Source organism: Janthinobacterium darwini, from assembly GCF_051380905.1.
GTDB lineage: Bacteria > Pseudomonadota > Gammaproteobacteria > Burkholderiales > Burkholderiaceae_D > Janthinobacterium.
Map to the genome: position 1 here is coordinate 1 of NZ_JBNYXX010000005.1, position 15,832 is coordinate 15,832.

A 15,832-nucleotide genomic window follows, 5' to 3' on the forward strand; every position below is an offset into this window, starting at 1 on the left:
CAAAACGACTTGCACCGGCGTGGAAATGTTCCGCAAACTGCTGGACCAAGGTCAAGCAGGCGACAACGTTGGTCTGCTGCTGCGCGGCACCAAGCGTGAAGACGTGCAACGTGGTCAAGTTCTGGCAAAGCCAGGCTCGATCAAGCCGCATGCTCACTTCACCGGCGAGATCTATGTTCTGTCGAAAGACGAAGGCGGCCGTCATACGCCATTCTTCAACAACTACCGTCCACAGTTCTACTTCCGCACGACGGACGTGACTGGTTCGATCGAGTTGCCAGCAGACAAAGAAATGGTTATGCCAGGCGATAACGTGTCGATCACCGTCAAGCTGATCAACCCGATCGCGATGGAAGAAGGTCTGCGCTTCGCTATCCGCGAAGGCGGTCGTACCGTCGGCGCTGGTGTTGTTGCAAAAATCCTGGCTTAATTCTTAAGCCTGCATAAAAGAAGACGCGTCGTCGCCCGGCGCCCTTCTTTTTATTCAACTGCCGGGGTTGGCAAGCATTTTGGTGCTATCATGTCGACCCTGACGGTTGTTGCGTCAGAAATTCCCGTATGACCTCATTGCCGTGCAGACTGCGCGGTTCGTTCTTTTAAGGAAATATCATGTCGGCACCAAACCAAAAAATCCGTATCCGCCTGAAGGCTTTCGATTACAAACTGATCGACCAGTCCGCTCTGGAAATCGTTGAAACCGCGAAGCGCACCGGCGCTGTCGTCAAAGGCCCAGTACCACTGCCTACCCGTATTCAACGTTTCGATGTGCTGCGTTCCCCGCACGTCAACAAAACTTCGCGCGATCAGTTCGAGATCCGTACGCACCAACGCCTGATGGACATCGTTGACCCAACGGACAAAACCGTTGACGCGCTGATGAAGCTGGACCTGCCAGCTGGTGTTGATGTTGAAATCAAACTGCAATAAGAGTTTCAAGGGCAGCTGACAATACCGTAGCATCAGGTGTTGACAGTTGTTCCAGGCTGGCGGGGTGTCCCGCTGCCTGATGATGGGGCCGGGCCTGCTCACAATCGTGAGTGCGCCCGGCCCCATTGCTATTGGTGCTAGGTCGACAATGGCTGCAAGGCCGTACGCGAGCAAAATTGCTTTACAGCGTTGCGGCCGCTCGATAAAGTTCCGGCATGCTCAATGCCCTCGATACCCACCTGTTAAATGCCGCGCCCCGTAACCGCTTGCGCGGCTGGCCGCGTTTCCTGACCGAATTCCTGTATTTTGGCATCAAGGAGGCGAGGTCGTGCCTGTTCGTGGGGCTGTTTTTTACTGCCGTGTTCCTGGTGCCGCGCGCCGGCCTGTTCGGCCTGCCGCGTTATGACGTGCTTCTGCTGGTCGCCCTGGCGATCCAGGGCGCGATGGTCTGGCGCGGGCTGGAAACATGGGATGAGTTGAAAGCCATCTGCCTGTTTCACGCGGTCGGCTTCGCGTTGGAGGTGTTCAAGGTATCGGGGTCGATCCAGTCATGGAGCTATCCTGATTTCGCCTACAGCAAGGTGTTCGGCGTCCCCCTGTTCTCCGGCTTCATGTATGCGGCCGTCGGTAGCTACATCATCCAGACCTGGCGCCTGCTCGACATGCGGATACGCCACCATCCGCCGTACTGGATGGCGGTGCTGATCGCGCTGCTGATCTATGCCAACTTCTTTACCCATCACTACATCGGCGACTATCGCTGGTATCTGGCCGCCTGCGCGCTGGGCTTGTACGCGCGCACCACTGTGGTGTTTCGTCCGCTCGACCGCGACCGCAGCATGCCCTTGCTGCTCGGTTTCGTGCTGGTTGGCTTTTTTATCTGGCTGGCCGAAAACATCAGCACCTTCTGGGGCGTGTGGCGCTATCCCAACCAGCTTGGCGCCTGGTCGGTGGTGCATGTCAGCAAATGGAGCTCATGGTCGCTGCTGGTGGTGATGACGTTCACCATCGTGGCCCACCTCAAGCACATCAAGGCCAGCATCCACGTCGCCCAGCCCTAGGCCGGGCCCTGGGGCCACTTATTGCAGGCTGGCCGCGACTGCTGCAAAGCGTACGGCCAGCGCTGCTTGCGGGCCGCCTTGCAGCTGCCTGGCGTACTGGCGCAGCACTTCCGCCGAATACGTGCGCGCAGCGGGCGACAGCTTCGGCAGCAGCGGTAGCACGCGTTCCAGATAGCCCGTGCCTTCCTGCCACTTCCCTTGCGCCGCCAGCGCCGACGCCAGTTCCACCGTGCGACGGCCGACACGTGCCTCGCTGCGTGGCTGCGCCGCTTCTTCCGTGGCCAGGGCTTGCCGGTACAGTTGCTCCGCTTCGGCATTCTTGCCCTGCAAGCGCTTGATGCGGCCCAGGTTGTACTGGCGCTGGGAGAGGATGTCTGCGCTGGCACCGGCCTGCTCGGCGCTGCGCAGCGCCTGTACGCAAGCCAGTTCCGCTTCGCCAAACTGTCCCTTGAGTTCGGCCGCGTTGCAGGCGTCGTGTTGTGCGTTGGAGGTGGTGAGTGTCGCTGGCGCCGCGCAGGCGGCCAGCAGGCTGACAGCGCATAGCAGGCTGATGGTATGGTTCTTCATAGTCTCCTCGGACGGGTGTTGGACACGGTGTATCAGTGGAGTCATGCTGCGATAAATATACTATAAGTTTTTTTGGCTCGGTGGCTTTTTGCCGGCGCACCGCAAAGCGCGCGATTGACGCCGCTTGCGTGCGTCGGGGATACTCCGGGTCTGTCCACTAATGCGTGCCGCCGCCATGTCCAAGACTGTCCTGATCGTGGAAGATGAACAGGCGATTGCCGACAGCATCGCCTATGCCCTGCGCACGGACGGCTTTACGCCGCGTCATGTGATGTTGGGCGAGCAAGCCCTGGCCGCGCTGCGCCCAACGCCCGGCGAAGCGGCGCAGATGCCCGTTCTGGTGGTGCTCGACGTGGGCTTGCCTGACATGAGCGGGCTGGAAGTGTGTCGCCGCCTGCGCCAGTTTTCCGAAGTGCCAGTGATCTTCCTGACGGCCCGCAGCGACGAGATCGACCGCATCGTCGGCCTGGAAATCGGCGCCGATGACTACGTCACCAAGCCGTTTTCGCCGCGCGAACTGGTGGCGCGCATCCGCGTCATCCTGCGCCGCGCAGGTGTCGCGCCAGCGCCCCGCGAGACTGGCATGGCGATAGCCGCTCCTGTCGCCGCGACCGCTCCGGCCCGCTTCGCGTTGCGCGCGCTGGAGGCGAAAGTACTGTTTCACGGCCAGCCGCTGGACCTGACCCGCTATGAATACCTGTTGCTGAAGACCTTGCTCGAGCATCCGGGCCACGTCCTGTCGCGCGCGCAGCTGATGGAGCGTGTGTGGAGCGGGGCGCCCGACACGCTAGAGCGCACCGTCGATGCGCACGTCAAATCGCTGCGCGCCAAGCTGCGCGCCATCGATGCGCAGGTCGATCCCATTCATACCCACCGTGGCCTCGGCTACAGCCTGAGCGGCGCATGAAGATCGGCCTGCGCATCCTGCTCGGCTACTTCCTGATCGTCGGCCTTGCCGCGTGGTTCCTGTTGAACGTCTTCATGGAGCAGGTCAAGCCTGGCGTGCGCTCGACCCTGGAAGACACCCTGGTCGATACCTCGCAACTGCTGGCTAACCTGGTGGCGCCCGACGTGGCGGCGGGCACGCTGGCACAGTCGCCCATAGCCGAACGCATGCAGGACTACGCGCGCCATGGCGTGGACGTCAATATCAATGGCGTGCGCAAGCGCACGCTCGATTACCGCATTACCATCACGGACCGGCACGGCATCGTGCTGTTCGATTCCAGCGGGCGCGACGTAGGGCGCGACTATTCGCGCTGGAATGACGTGTATCTCACCTTGCAGGGCAAGTATGGCGCGCGCAGCACGCGCAGCCGGCCAGACGACGAGATGTCGACGGTGATGCACGTGGCCGCGCCGATTCGCGACGGCAATGAAGTGATCGGCGTGCTGACGGTGGCCAAGCCGAATGCCAGCGTGCAAGCGTTTGTCGAACGCAGCCAGCGCAAGATATTGCAGCGTGGCGCCATCCTGTTGCTGCTGTCGCTGCTGATCGGCCTGGCATTCGCCTGGTGGTTGCACCATGCGCTGGGCAAGCTGATGCATTACATCGGCGACGTGGAAGCAGGGCGCAAGGTGGCGCTGCCGGCGCTGGGCAAGAACGAGATTGGCACCTTGGGCCGGGCGCTGGAGGCGATGCGCACGCGCCTGGAAGGCAAGGAATATGTGGAGCAGCTGATGCACACGCTGGCGCATGAGTTGAAAAGCCCGATCGCCGCCATCCAGGCCTCGGCGGAACTGCTGCAGGAAGACATGCCGCCGGCCGAGCGGCGCCAGTTCCTGGCCAGTATCCTGGAACAGAACGCGCGTCAGCGGCAGCTGATCGACAAGCTGCTGGCCCTGGTGCGCGTGGAAAAGCAGCAGCGGCTGGAGCATCCCGAGCGCATCGCACTGAGGCCGTTGCTGGCGCAAGTGGCGCAGGACGCGGCCGCCACCCTGGCGACACGCGGCGTGCGCCTGCAGATGCAGGCGGACGAGGCGAGCGTGGCCGGGGACGCCCTGCTGCTGCGCCAGGCCCTGGGTAACCTGCTCGACAACGCGGCCGGCTTTGCGCCGCCGGGCAGCTGCATCGATCTGACGGCGCATTGCCAGGGCAGCCAGGTGGAAATTGCCGTGCGAGACCAAGGCGCAGGCATCCCCGCGTATGCGCTCGAACGCGTCTTCGAGCGCTTTTATTCCTTGCCGCGCCCGAGCGCGGGCAAGAGTACTGGCCTGGGCCTGCCCTTCGTGCGCGAGGTCGCTTCCCTGCACGGCGGCGCGGTCGAGGTGCTCAATCATGCGGAGGGCGGCGCCTGCGCGCGCCTGTGCCTGCCGCTGGCCTAGGCTCAGCGCACTTTATTTGCCGGCTTCACACAGACTGCATCGTCAGCGCATACAACTTTTTTACACTGGCATTCTTTATTCAAGGATGCGCCATGCAAAAAACTCTATTCGTCAAAGCGTTGATGGTGTTCGGCCTGATGCTGGTGATCGGCCTGCCTTTGCTGATGATTCAGGAAACGATCAAGGAGCGGATGGAATTCCGCCAGGAAGCCGTCGACAGCATCGCCGCCGATTCGGTGCGCGAACAAACTATCATCGGCCCCATCCTGGTGATCCCCTACACGGAACAATATGAAGAGCGCGTGGAAGTGGGGAAGGGCGATGACAAGACACAGGCAGAGAGTGGGCCTGTGCGCACGGAGTTGCTGCGCCGTACGGTGCAGCGCCGCTTGCTCGTGTACCCGAACCTTTTGCTGCAGGTGGGAACCATTGAGACCGACCGCCGCTACCGTGGTATCCACCAGGTGCTGGTGTACAGCGGCCAGCATGCGTTCAAGGGCGACTTCACGGTGCCGAGTCTTGACCAACTGCCGCGCAAGACGCCGGACGCGCGTATTGCCGTTGGTCAGCCTTTCATTGCGCTATCGATCGAGGATGTGCGTGGCATTCACAATATCCCGAAAATCGATTGGGGCGGGCGCCAAATCGAGTTTGAACAGGGCACCGACCTGTTTGCCTTCCGCAGCGGGCTGCACGCGCCGCTGGGCGCCATGGCGCTGGCGCAAACGCAAGAGGTGAAATTCAGCTTTGACCTGGGACTGGACGGCATCGAACGCCAGCATTTCGTGCCGGTGGCGAAAAACAGCCAGATCAGCATCAAGTCGAATTGGCCTCATCCGCAGTTTGGCGGGCGCTTCCTGCCGTCGCCGAAATATCGCCAGATCAACGCCGATGGCTTTCAGACCGAGTGGAACATCTCGTCGCTGGCCAGCAATGCGCAAACGCAGCTGAGCACCATCGAGGGGGAATTCAAGGTGCTCGACAGTGCGCCGCTGGGCCGGGTGGATCGCTTCAGCGTCGGCTTCATCGAGCCGGTGAACGTGTACTCGCAATCGGACCGCGCCACCAAATATGGATTGCTGTTCGTGGCGCTGACCTTTGCCGCCTTCTTCATCTTTGAAATTTTGAAAAGCCTGCCGATCCATCCGGTGCAGTATTTGCTGGTGGGCCTGTCGCTGGTGATCTTCTTCCTGCTGCTGGTGGGCCTGGCCGAGCATATCGCCTTCCTCGCCGCCTATCTGATTGCCAGCGCCGCCTGTATCGTGCTGACCAGCTTTTACCTGACTTACGTACTCAGGAGCACCGGGCGTGCGATCGGCTTTGGCGTGGCCCTGATGGTGCTGTATGGCGCCTTGTACGGCTTGCTGAACTCGGAAAACAATGCGCTGGTGATGGGCAGCATTCTATTGTTTGCCGTGCTGGCGGCCATCATGGTGGTAACGCGCAAGGTGGACTGGTATCAAATTGGCAGAGGATCAGCGCAAGAGTAGGGCGGCGATATGTGCCCGGCTGCGGCATGGCATTGGCGAGTTGCAGATGATTCCGCGGCTCGCCATTTGTATGGCTGAAGGCGAGCGCGCCAAACGCATAAACTTATCTGGTTTCTACATAAATTGGTGTTTGGTTGGTATTGTTTACGGTATTCTATTGGTGTTACTTTTTTAGTAATGGCGGGCCGTCCGTAGTGTCGTGATGGCGTGGCGGTCCTGCCGGTTCTTCCATCATTTTGTAGATAACCCGAACGGAGACATACCATGATCAAGAAAACCACGGCCTTCCTGTTTGCGCTCGGCCTGAGCGCTTCGTATGCGTTTGCCGGCAATGACTGCACGCTGGAGTGTGCCATCCGGGCCAATGTGTGTTCGGGCGGCATGCCCGGCTCGGCCTCCAGTCCCATCTGTGAGATGATTTACAAGCATTGCATCGAGCAGTGCAAGGTCTGAAATGAGGTGCGCCCGCGGGTGCACCATGCGTGATTGACGAGGTGAAGAGGGCGCGTATGCTGTGTACGCGCCCTCGTTGTTTCTGTCGCTGCCAGCGTGTGCCGCGCGCGCTGTTCATCGCTTCAAGGCCGCATGCGGCCGCGCTTTGGGTGCTTTGCATTGCCTTGCGGCAGCGTTTTTCAAGCCCGCCGACAACTCCCGCAGGGGCGTCGCGCAACACTTTGACATACCTCGTGTTAACTTGTTGCGTCAAGGGTTTTTGTGCTATATACTAGCCGGCTTCGGTATGGATTCGTCTTTTTTGAGTCCTACGTTACTTTGTAGTTAAACAAGCCCCGCCCAATCGCAGGTGGGAATGGAGAAAAAATGAGCCTAGGCCTTCTCGGTCGCAAGGTTGGTATGATGCGCATTTTCACGGATGAAGGGGATTCGATCCCGGTCACCGTGTTGGACGTATCGAACAACCGTGTTGCGCAAATCAAAACCCCTGAAACAGATGGTTACTCCGCTGTTCAGGTCGCATTCGGTCAACGTCGCGCTTCCCGCGTGACCAAAGCTGTTGCTGGTCATCACGCTAAAGCTGGTGTTGAAGCCGGTACTCTGTTGAAAGAGTTCCGTGTCGACGCTGCTAAAGCCGCTGAACTGAAAGCTGGCGATGTTGTCGCTGCTTCCCTGTTCGAAGTCGGTCAAAAGATCGACGTGCAAGGCGTTACCATCGGTAAAGGCTATGCAGGCGTTATCAAACGTTACCACTTCGCTTCTGGCCGTGCAACGCACGGTAACTCGCGTTCGCATAACGTTCCAGGTTCCATCGGTATGGCACAAGATCCAGGTCGCGTTTTCCCTGGTAAGCGCATGACCGGTCATCTGGGTGACGTTAACCGTACGATCCAGAACCTCGTGATCGCCCGTATCGATGCCGACCGTCAGCTGTTGCTGGTCAAAGGCGCGATTCCAGGTGCGAAAAATGGCCAGGTAGTTGTCTCGCCAGCCATCAAAACCAAAGCCAAGAAGGGAGCTTAAACGATGGAACTCAAGCTTCTGAATGCGCAAGGTCAAGCCGCCTCGAACGTTGCTGCAGCCGATACGATTTTCGGCCGTGACTACAATGAAGCGCTGATCCACCAAGTCGTCATCGCTTATCAAGCGAATGCACGTAGTGGTAACCGCAAGCAAAAAGACCGTGAAGAAGTTCACCACACGACGAAAAAGCCATGGCGCCAAAAAGGTACCGGCCGCGCTCGTGCTGGTATGTCGTCGTCGCCACTGTGGCGCGGCGGTGGTCGGATTTTCCCGAACTCGCCTGACGAAAACTTCACCCACAAAGTGAACAAAAAAATGTATCGCGCAGGTATCTGCTCGATCCTGTCGCAGCTGGCTCGCGAAGAGCGCCTGATCGTCATCGACGATCTGACGATCGACGCGCCAAAAACCAAGCTGCTGTCGCAAAAATTGAGCGGCCTGGGCTTTGATTCGGTTCTGATCATCACCGACGTTCTGAACGAAAACCTGGAACTGGCATCGCGCAACCTGCCTAACGTACTCGTCGTTGAGCCACGTCACGCAGACCCGATGTCCCTGGTGTTCTACAAGAAGATCTTGGTCACCAAAGCTGCATTGGCTAAGATTGAGGAGATGCTGGCATGAGCGCGATTTTGAAACATAGCGAAGAACGCTTGATGAAGGTGCTGTTGGCGCCGGTCATTTCCGAAAAGGCCACCATGGTCGCGGAAAAGAACGAGCAAATTGTATTCCGCGTATTGCCGGATGCAACCAAGCCTGAAATCAAGGCAGCGGTCGAACTGCTGTTCAAGGTTGAAGTTCTGTCCGTGCAAACTGCAAACCGCGAAGGTAAGCAAAAGCGCACCGGCAAGTTCAACGGTCGTCGTAACCATACCAAGCGTGCTTTCGTGTGCCTGAAGCCTGGCCAGGAAATCAACTTCTCCGAGGAGGCTGCATAATGGCACTCGTTAAGATGAAACCAACCTCGCCAGGCCGTCGCGGCATGGTAAAGGTGGTGAACCCAGATCTGTACAAAGGTCGTCCGTTCGCTGCCCTGGTTGAAAAGAAATCCAAGACCGCTGGTCGTAACAACAACGGTCACATCACCACCCGTCATATCGGTGGTGGTCATAAGCAACACTATCGCTTGATCGACTTCAAGCGCACCAAAGATGGTATTCCAGCGAAAGTGGAACGTATCGAATACGATCCAAACCGCACCGCGAATATCGCTCTGCTGTGCTACGCCGACGGCGAACGTCACTACATCATCGCAACCAAAGGCATGGCCGTTGGCGACAGCGTGATGAACGGTTCGGAAGCACCGATCAAATCGGGTAACTGCTTGCCAATCCGTAACATCCCAGTCGGCACCGTGATGCATTGCGTCGAGATGCTGCCAGGTAAAGGTGCCCAAATGGCACGTACCGCTGGTGCTGGTGTTGTGCTGATGGCGCGTGAAGGTACCTACGCTCAAGTGCGTCTGCGCTCGGGTGAAGTACGTCGCGTGCACATCGAGTGCCGTGCAACGGTTGGTGAAGTCGGCAATGCCGAGCACAGCCTGCGTAAAATCGGTAAAGCTGGCGCGATGCGCTGGCGCGGTGTTCGTCCTACCGTTCGCGGTGTGGTCATGAACCCGGTCGATCACCCGCACGGTGGTGGTGAAGGTAAAACAGCAGCTGGTCGTCATCCAGTTTCGCCATGGGGCCAACAGACCAAGGGTAAGAAAACACGCAGCAACAAGCGTACGACTTCCATGATCGTCTCGCGCCGCGGCAAGAAATAAGGGGTAGCACATGACACGTTCATTGAAAAAAGGGCCGTTCTGTGACGCCCACCTGGTGAAAAAAGTTGAAGCCGCGCAAGCAGCCAAAGACAAAAAGCCAATCAAAACCTGGTCGCGTCGTTCGACAATCATGCCTGACTTCATCGGCCTGACGATCGCGGTTCATAACGGCAAGCTGCACGTGCCGGTTTATGTTTCCGAAAACATGGTTGGTCACAAGCTCGGCGAATTCGCACTGACCCGTACGTTCAAGGGCCATGCAGCTGACAAAAAGGCTAAGAAATAATGGAAACTAAAGCTATCCTCAAAGGTGTGCGCCTGTCGGACCAAAAGGGCCGCCTGGTTGCTGACCTGATCCGTGGCAAGAAAGTTGACGCTGCACTCAACATCTTGCAATTCAGCCCGAAAAAAGGTGCTGCGATCATCAAACGCGTTCTGGAATCCGCTATTGCGAATGCCGAGCACAATGATGGCGCGGACATCGACGAATTGTTCGTGAAAACGATCTACGTCGAAAAGGGCCCCGTCCTGAAGCGCTTCACCGCGCGTGCAAAAGGCCGTGGCGACCGTATTTCGAAACAATCCTGTCACGTTTACGTGACTGTCGGTAACTAAGGAGCCACGATGGGTCAGAAAATTCATCCAACCGGTTTCCGTCTGGCGGTCACCCGTAACTGGGCTTCGCGCTGGTATGCAGGCAACGGTAATTTCGCTGCCATGCTGAACGAAGACTTGAAAGCACGTGCTTACCTGAAAAAGAAACTGAAGAACGCTTCCGTTGGCCGCATCGTTATCGAGCGCCCAGCCAAGAACGCGCGCTTCACGATCTACAGCTCGCGTCCAGGCGTGGTCATTGGTAAAAAAGGCGAAGACATCGAAGTACTGAAGTCCGCGCTGACCAAGATCATGGGCGTACCTGTTCACGTGAACATCGAAGAAATTCGCAAGCCAGAAATCGACTCGCAACTGATCGCCGATTCGATCGCTCAGCAGCTGGAAAAACGGATCATGTTCCGCCGCGCCATGAAGCGTGCAATGCAAAATGCAATGCGCCTGGGTGCTCTCGGTATCAAGATCATGTCGTCCGGCCGTCTGAACGGTATCGAAATCGCGCGTAAAGAGTGGTACCGCGAAGGCCGCGTGCCTCTGCATACCCTGCGCGCCGATATCGACTACGGTACCAGCGAAGCGTCGACCACCTACGGCATCATCGGTGTCAAGGTGTGGGTATACAAAGGTGACCGCGCGCCTAACGGCGATGCACCAGTCATCGATACCCCAGCTGACGAGAAGAAAAGCCGCGGCCCACGCCGTGACGATGGCAAGCCAGCTGGCCGTCCACGTCCAGCCGGTGCCGGTGCGAAACCATCCACAGCACCAGGTGCACGTGTGCGTACCGCCGCTAAACCGGCCGCCGCAGCAGCACCAGCTGAGAAAGCAGGAGAATAATCATGCTGCAACCAGCACGCAGAAAGTATCGTAAAGAGCAGAAAGGCCGTAACACCGGTATTTCGCACAGCCGCGGCACCGCCGTGTCGTTTGGCGAATTCGGTCTGAAGGCAGTTGCGCGCGGTCGTATCACTGCGCGTCAAATTGAAGCGGCGCGTCGTGCAATGACGCGTCACATCAAGCGCGGTGGCCGTATCTGGATCCGTATTTTCCCGGACAAACCGATTTCGAACAAACCGGCTGAAGTCCGTATGGGTAACGGTAAAGGTAATCCTGAGTACTACGTCGCTGAAATTCAGCCAGGCAAAGTACTGTACGAAATGGATGGCGTTGATGAAGCGCTGGCACGGGAAGCATTCCGTCTTGCCGCCGCTAAACTGCCACTGGCGACGACGTTTGTCATCCGCCAAGTCGGCCAATAATTGGAGTTGTATATGAAAGCATCTGAACTCCGCGGCAAGGACCAGCCAGCTCTGCAAAAAGAGCTGAATGACCTGTTGAAGGCACAGTTCGGCCTGCGCATGCAAATCGCTACGCAGCAGCTGAGCAACACTTCGCAGCTCAAGAAGGTACGCCGCGATATCGCGCGTGTGAAGACGGTAATGAATCTGAAGGAAGCCAAATGAACGAACCAGTGAAACAGTCGCTCAAGCGCACGCTGATCGGTAAAGTGGTTTCGGACAAGATGGACAAGACCGTTACCGTTCTGATCGAGCGCCACGTAAAACATCCTTTGTATGGCAAGATCATCATGCGCTCGAACAAGTATCACGCGCATGACGAGACCAACCAAGTCAAGGCCGGTGATACGGTCGAGATCCAGGAAGGTCGCCCGATCTCCAAAACGAAGGCATGGACGGTGACACGTGTGGTTCAAGCCGCACCAACCGTTTAAATAAAAACCACCGTTTCGGCGGTGGGTTTTAATTAGTACTTGCAGGCCCGCAAATTGTATGTAATACTTGCGGGCTTCGTTCATGTAACGCCGCAAAGTGTCTGGCCACAGACAGTAGCATTCGCGGTCAGTTGATGTATGAAGGTCATGCACCCAAACAGTGAAGCCCAGCAGGGCGGCTCTGGCGGGACCAAGACTGACCGTGGGTCTACATTGTGTGGATTCTTCGGCTTAAGTTGGGAAAGAGAATACTATGATTCAAACTGAAAGCCGGCTCGAAGTGGCTGACAATACCGGTGCCAAAGAAGTAATGTGCATCAAGGTATTGGGCGGCTCCAAGCGCCGTTATGCTGGCATTGGCGATGTGATCAAGGTAACCGTTAAGGTTGCTGCGCCACGTGGCCGTGTCAAAAAAGGTGAAATTTATAACGCCGTGGTTGTGCGCACCGCTAAAGGTGTTCGCCGCCAAGACGGTTCCCTGGTGAAGTTCGACGGCAACGCCGCCGTTCTGTTGAACGCCAAGCTGGAACCGATCGGTACCCGTATTTTTGGACCTGTCACACGCGAACTGCGTACTGAGAAGTTCATGAAAATCGTGTCCCTGGCACCGGAAGTCCTGTAAGGAGTCGTAATGGATAAGATTCGTAAAAACGACGAAGTCATCGTTCTGACCGGGAAAGACAAGGGCAAACGTGGTGTGGTACAGCAGCGTATCGATGCTGAACATATCGTGGTTGATGGCATTAACATCGCTAAAAAAGCGACTAAGCCAAACCCGATGACTGGCGTAACTGGTGGTATCGTCGATAAGACCATGCCAATTCACGTGTCCAACGTTGCATTGTTTAATGCAGCGACTGGCAAGGCAGATCGCGTGGGTTTCAAAGAAGTGGACGGCAAGAAAGTCCGCATCTTTAAATCCTCCGGCGAAGTAGTGAAGGCTTAAGAAATCATGGCACGTCTCCAAGAATTCTATAAAGAAAAAGTCGTTGCCGACCTGACCAGCAAGTTTGGTTACAAGTCGGTAATGGAAGTTCCACGCCTGACCAAAATCACCCTGAACATGGGTGTTGGTGAGGCTATCGCGGATAAAAAAGTTCTCGAGCACGCAGTTGCTGACTTGACCAAGATCGCCGGCCAGAAGCCAGTGACCACCAAGTCCCGCAAAGCGATCGCAGGCTTCAAAATCCGTGAAGGTTACCCGATCGGTACGATGGTCACCCTGCGCGGCGCTCGCATGTACGAGTTCCTGGATCGCTTCATTACCGTGGCTCTGCCGCGCGTACGCGATTTCCGTGGTGTGAACGGCCGTGCATTTGATGGTCGTGGTAACTACAACATCGGTGTCAAGGAACAGATCATTTTCCCTGAAATCGAATACGACAAGATTGACGCGTTGCGCGGTATGAATATCAGCATCACGACAACCGCTAAGACCGATGACGAAGCCAAAGCTTTGCTCGCCGCCTTTAAATTCCCTTTCAGGAACTGATCATGGCCAAACTGTCACTGATTAATCGTGAGATCAAGCGTGCTGACCTGGTGGCGAAATTCGCCCCTAAGCGCGAAGCTCTCAAGGCCATCGTCGATGACCAATCGAAATCGGAAGAAGAGCGCTACGAAGCTCGCCTGAAATTGCAGGCGCTGCCACGTAACTCGAACCCGACGCGTCAACGTAATCGTTGCGCCATCACCGGTCGTCCGCGCGGCACATTCCGTAAATTCGGTCTGGGTCGTATCAAGCTCCGTGAATTCGCCATGCGTGGTGAAATTCCGGGTATGACAAAAGCAAGCTGGTAATAGGAGAATATGCAATGAGTATGAGCGATCCTATCGCCGATATGCTGACCCGCATTCGCAATGCACAAGGCGTGCAAAAGACGACCGTGGCCATGCCATCGTCGAAAGTCAAAATTGCGATTGCCAGCGTCCTGAAGGACGAGGGTTACATTGAAGATTTCGCTGTTGCCGAAGCTGGTGGCAAAGCGGAACTGAAAATCGGTTTGAAGTATTATGTTGGCCGTCCCGTTATTGAGCGCTTGGAGCGCGTGTCCCGTCCGGGTCTGCGCGTCTACAAGGGTAAAGACGAGATCCCTGTTGTGATGAATGGCTTGGGTGTGGCGATCGTGTCGACTCCGCAAGGCGTCATGACTGACCGCAAAGCACGCGCTACCGGTGTCGGCGGCGAAGTTATTTGCTACGTGGCTTAAGGAGTTACACATGTCTCGAGTAGCTAAAATGCCTATCGTAGTGCCAGCTGGCGCCGAAGTCGCCATCTCCGCACAAGCGATCACCGTAAAAGGCCCGCTGGGCGTACTTTCCCAGGCCCTTACCGGTCAGGTCAAAGTAGAAAACAATGCAGGAACCCTGAGTTTCGACGTGGCGAACGACAGCCGCGAAGCCAATGCCATGTCCGGCACGCTGCGCGCACTGGTCAACAACATGGTTGTTGGTGTCACCAAGGGTTTCGAGAAAAAGCTGAACCTGGTAGGCGTGGGTTACAAGGCGCAAGCTCAAGGCGACAAGTTGAATCTGTCCCTGGGTTTCTCGCACCCTGTAGTGCATGACATGCCAGCTGGCGTTACCTGCGCAACACCAACCCCGACCGAGATCCTGATTAAAGGTATCGACCGTCAACAGGTTGGCCAGGTAGCCGCTGAAGTTCGTGCTTACCGCGCTCCTGAGCCTTATAAAGGCAAGGGCGTTCGCTATGCGGACGAAGTGGTTAAGCTTAAAGAAACCAAGAAGAAGTAATTAGGGGCTGACGATGGATAAGAAAGAATCACGGCTTCGCCGCGGACGCCAAACCCGCATCAAGATTGCGGAATTGAAAGTAAATCGCTTGTCGGTGCATCGCACCAACCTGCACATTTACGCCAACCTGATCAGCCCGGATGCAAAAATCCTGGTTTCGGCCTCGACGGCTGAAGCGGAAGTTCGCGCTGAACTGGCAGGCCAATCCGGCAAAGGCGGCAATGCCGCTGCTGCAGCCTTGATCGGCAAGCGCGTCGCTGAAAAAGCGTTGAAAGCAGGGATTACCGAAGTTGCGTTTGACCGCTCCGGTTTCCGTTACCACGGCCGTGTGAAAGCGTTGGCAGAAGCCGCACGCGAAGCCGGTCTGAAGTTCTAAGGATCAATCATGGCAAAAATGCAAGCAAAAATGCAAAGCGACAAGCCGGATGATGGCATGCGCGAAAAAATGATCGCGATCAACCGCGTGACCAAAGTGGTCAAGGGTGGTCGTATCATGGGTTTCGCCGCGCTGACCGTAGTTGGTGATGGCGATGGCCGCGTCGGCATGGGCAAGGGCAAATCGAAAGAAGTGCCAGTTGGCGTGCAGAAGGCAATGGAAGAAGCCCGTCGCAATCTGATCAAAGTACCGCTCAAAAACGGTACCTTGCATCACACGGTTGTTGGTCGTCACGGCGCCTCCAAGGTCCTGATGAACCCAGCTAAGCCTGGTACTGGCGTTATCGCTGGTGGCGCAATGCGCGCTATCTTCGAAGTGATGGGCGTGACGGACGTGGTGGCGAAATCCACCGGTTCGAACAACCCATACAACCTGGTACGCGCTACGCTGGACGGCCTGTCGAAAATGAGCACTGCTTCCGATATCGCTGCCAAACGCGGCAAGTCGGTCGAAGACATTCTGGCTTAAGGTGGACAAAATGACAAACACAGTCAAAGTGCAATTGGTCAAGGGCTTGATCGGTACGCGCGAATCGCATCGCGCTACCGTGCGCGGTCTGGGTCTGCGTCGTGTAAATTCGGTTTCCGAATTGCAAGACACCCCATCCGTACGCGGCATGATCAATAAAGTATCGTATCTCGTTAAAGTTGTCGGGTAAGCCTTCGGGCTTACACGAACGGAGCAAAT

Annotated in this window: 27 protein-coding genes; 26 read left to right on the plus strand and 1 reads right to left on the minus strand. The window is 56.9% G+C overall.

Annotation, left to right across the window (positions count from 1 at the left end):
- The 3 genes from ACQ4WZ_RS23160 to ACQ4WZ_RS23170 form a co-directional block, all read left to right on the plus strand.
- Positions 1 to 430: EF-Tu C-terminal domain-related protein (locus tag ACQ4WZ_RS23160; protein WP_436574616.1), on the plus strand; the 430-nt coding region annotated here is incomplete at its 5' end.
- Positions 431 to 609: 179 nt separating this feature from the next.
- Complete coding sequence (gene rpsJ / locus ACQ4WZ_RS23165) at positions 610 to 927, plus strand: 30S ribosomal protein S10 (RefSeq protein WP_010394389.1); 318 nt, start codon at positions 610 to 612, stop codon at positions 925 to 927.
- A gap of 215 nt (positions 928 to 1,142) precedes the next feature.
- Positions 1,143 to 1,988 carry a DUF817 domain-containing protein gene (locus ACQ4WZ_RS23170; protein ID WP_436574617.1) on the plus strand — a complete coding sequence of 282 codons (846 nt, stop codon included), beginning with the start codon at positions 1,143 to 1,145 and terminating at the stop codon, positions 1,986 to 1,988.
- Between the two features lie 18 nt (positions 1,989 to 2,006).
- Here the strand turns inward: ACQ4WZ_RS23170 and ACQ4WZ_RS23175 are convergent, their stop codons facing one another.
- Positions 2,007 to 2,555 carry a tetratricopeptide repeat protein gene (locus ACQ4WZ_RS23175; protein WP_436574618.1) on the minus strand — a complete coding sequence of 183 codons (549 nt, stop codon included), beginning with the start codon at positions 2,553 to 2,555 and terminating at the stop codon, positions 2,007 to 2,009.
- Between the two features lie 175 nt (positions 2,556 to 2,730).
- Here ACQ4WZ_RS23175 and creB point away from each other — a divergent pair, with 175 nt between their 5' ends.
- From creB to rpmD, 23 genes are all read left to right on the plus strand, one after another.
- A complete protein-coding gene (creB, locus tag ACQ4WZ_RS23180) occupies positions 2,731 to 3,462 on the plus strand; it encodes a two-component system response regulator CreB (protein ID WP_101484825.1) in 732 nt (243 codons plus the stop codon).
- Complete coding sequence (gene creC / locus ACQ4WZ_RS23185) at positions 3,459 to 4,880, plus strand: two-component system sensor histidine kinase CreC (RefSeq protein ID WP_436574619.1); 1,422 nt, start codon at positions 3,459 to 3,461, stop codon at positions 4,878 to 4,880. Before creB ends, creC begins: the two co-directional genes overlap by 4 nt.
- A 92-nt stretch (positions 4,881 to 4,972) precedes the next feature.
- A complete protein-coding gene (gene creD / locus ACQ4WZ_RS23190) occupies positions 4,973 to 6,370 on the plus strand; it encodes a cell envelope integrity protein CreD (RefSeq protein ID WP_436574620.1) in 1,398 nt (465 codons plus the stop codon).
- 264 nt (positions 6,371 to 6,634) lie between these two features.
- Positions 6,635 to 6,823 (plus strand): hypothetical protein, encoded by a 189-nt coding sequence (locus tag ACQ4WZ_RS23195; protein ID WP_101483582.1) that lies wholly within the window; start codon positions 6,635 to 6,637, stop codon positions 6,821 to 6,823.
- 366 nt (positions 6,824 to 7,189) lie between these two features.
- On the plus strand, positions 7,190 to 7,846 hold the full coding sequence (gene rplC, locus ACQ4WZ_RS23200) for a 50S ribosomal protein L3 (RefSeq protein ID WP_010394393.1): 657 nt from the start codon (positions 7,190 to 7,192) through the stop codon (positions 7,844 to 7,846).
- A gap of 3 nt (positions 7,847 to 7,849) precedes the next feature.
- Positions 7,850 to 8,470: a 50S ribosomal protein L4 gene (rplD, locus tag ACQ4WZ_RS23205; RefSeq protein WP_101483583.1), complete on the plus strand. Its 621-nt coding sequence runs from the start codon at positions 7,850 to 7,852 to the stop codon at positions 8,468 to 8,470.
- On the plus strand, positions 8,467 to 8,784 hold the full coding sequence (gene rplW / locus ACQ4WZ_RS23210; protein WP_010394398.1) for a 50S ribosomal protein L23: 318 nt from the start codon (positions 8,467 to 8,469) through the stop codon (positions 8,782 to 8,784). Before rplD ends, rplW begins: the two co-directional genes overlap by 4 nt.
- A complete protein-coding gene (gene rplB / locus ACQ4WZ_RS23215) occupies positions 8,784 to 9,611 on the plus strand; it encodes a 50S ribosomal protein L2 (RefSeq protein WP_010394400.1) in 828 nt (275 codons plus the stop codon). The genes rplW and rplB overlap by 1 nt, the downstream gene beginning before the upstream one ends.
- A gap of 10 nt (positions 9,612 to 9,621) precedes the next feature.
- Positions 9,622 to 9,897: a 30S ribosomal protein S19 gene (rpsS, locus tag ACQ4WZ_RS23220; RefSeq protein ID WP_008444295.1), complete on the plus strand. Its 276-nt coding sequence runs from the start codon at positions 9,622 to 9,624 to the stop codon at positions 9,895 to 9,897.
- Positions 9,894 to 10,226: a 50S ribosomal protein L22 gene (gene rplV, locus ACQ4WZ_RS23225; protein WP_170840583.1), complete on the plus strand. Its 333-nt coding sequence runs from the start codon at positions 9,894 to 9,896 to the stop codon at positions 10,224 to 10,226. Before rpsS ends, rplV begins: the two co-directional genes overlap by 4 nt.
- 9 nt (positions 10,227 to 10,235) lie before the next feature.
- Positions 10,236 to 11,060, plus strand: a complete 825-nt coding sequence (gene rpsC / locus ACQ4WZ_RS23230; RefSeq protein ID WP_034753199.1) for a 30S ribosomal protein S3 — start codon at positions 10,236 to 10,238, stop codon at positions 11,058 to 11,060.
- Between the two features lie 2 nt (positions 11,061 to 11,062).
- Positions 11,063 to 11,482, plus strand: a complete 420-nt coding sequence (gene rplP, locus ACQ4WZ_RS23235; RefSeq protein WP_034753201.1) for a 50S ribosomal protein L16 — start codon at positions 11,063 to 11,065, stop codon at positions 11,480 to 11,482.
- 12 nt (positions 11,483 to 11,494) lie between these two features.
- Positions 11,495 to 11,686, plus strand: coding sequence for a 50S ribosomal protein L29 (rpmC, locus tag ACQ4WZ_RS23240; protein ID WP_010394412.1), 192 nt, complete (start codon positions 11,495 to 11,497; stop codon positions 11,684 to 11,686).
- Entirely contained in the window at positions 11,683 to 11,955 is a 273-nt protein-coding gene (rpsQ, locus tag ACQ4WZ_RS23245) for a 30S ribosomal protein S17 (protein WP_010394415.1), read from the plus strand. The genes rpmC and rpsQ overlap by 4 nt, the downstream gene beginning before the upstream one ends.
- 253 nt (positions 11,956 to 12,208) lie before the next feature.
- Positions 12,209 to 12,577, plus strand: coding sequence for a 50S ribosomal protein L14 (rplN, locus tag ACQ4WZ_RS23250; RefSeq protein ID WP_008444317.1), 369 nt, complete (start codon positions 12,209 to 12,211; stop codon positions 12,575 to 12,577).
- 9 nt (positions 12,578 to 12,586) lie between these two features.
- On the plus strand, positions 12,587 to 12,901 hold the full coding sequence (rplX, locus tag ACQ4WZ_RS23255; protein WP_034753204.1) for a 50S ribosomal protein L24: 315 nt from the start codon (positions 12,587 to 12,589) through the stop codon (positions 12,899 to 12,901).
- Positions 12,902 to 12,907: 6 nt separating this feature from the next.
- Positions 12,908 to 13,447 carry a 50S ribosomal protein L5 gene (gene rplE, locus ACQ4WZ_RS23260; RefSeq protein WP_010394421.1) on the plus strand — a complete coding sequence of 180 codons (540 nt, stop codon included), beginning with the start codon at positions 12,908 to 12,910 and terminating at the stop codon, positions 13,445 to 13,447.
- Positions 13,448 to 13,449: 2 nt separating this feature from the next.
- Entirely contained in the window at positions 13,450 to 13,755 is a 306-nt protein-coding gene (gene rpsN, locus ACQ4WZ_RS23265; RefSeq protein ID WP_010394423.1) for a 30S ribosomal protein S14, read from the plus strand.
- A gap of 14 nt (positions 13,756 to 13,769) precedes the next feature.
- Positions 13,770 to 14,165: a 30S ribosomal protein S8 gene (gene rpsH / locus ACQ4WZ_RS23270; protein WP_034753208.1), complete on the plus strand. Its 396-nt coding sequence runs from the start codon at positions 13,770 to 13,772 to the stop codon at positions 14,163 to 14,165.
- 10 nt (positions 14,166 to 14,175) lie between these two features.
- Complete coding sequence (gene rplF, locus ACQ4WZ_RS23275; protein ID WP_034778281.1) at positions 14,176 to 14,709, plus strand: 50S ribosomal protein L6; 534 nt, start codon at positions 14,176 to 14,178, stop codon at positions 14,707 to 14,709.
- A gap of 13 nt (positions 14,710 to 14,722) precedes the next feature.
- Entirely contained in the window at positions 14,723 to 15,085 is a 363-nt protein-coding gene (gene rplR, locus ACQ4WZ_RS23280; protein ID WP_071079767.1) for a 50S ribosomal protein L18, read from the plus strand.
- A gap of 9 nt (positions 15,086 to 15,094) precedes the next feature.
- A complete protein-coding gene (rpsE, locus tag ACQ4WZ_RS23285) occupies positions 15,095 to 15,613 on the plus strand; it encodes a 30S ribosomal protein S5 (RefSeq protein ID WP_010394433.1) in 519 nt (172 codons plus the stop codon).
- A gap of 10 nt (positions 15,614 to 15,623) precedes the next feature.
- Positions 15,624 to 15,803, plus strand: a complete 180-nt coding sequence (gene rpmD, locus ACQ4WZ_RS23290) for a 50S ribosomal protein L30 (protein WP_010394435.1) — start codon at positions 15,624 to 15,626, stop codon at positions 15,801 to 15,803.
- The last annotated feature ends 29 nt before the right edge of the window (positions 15,804 to 15,832 follow it).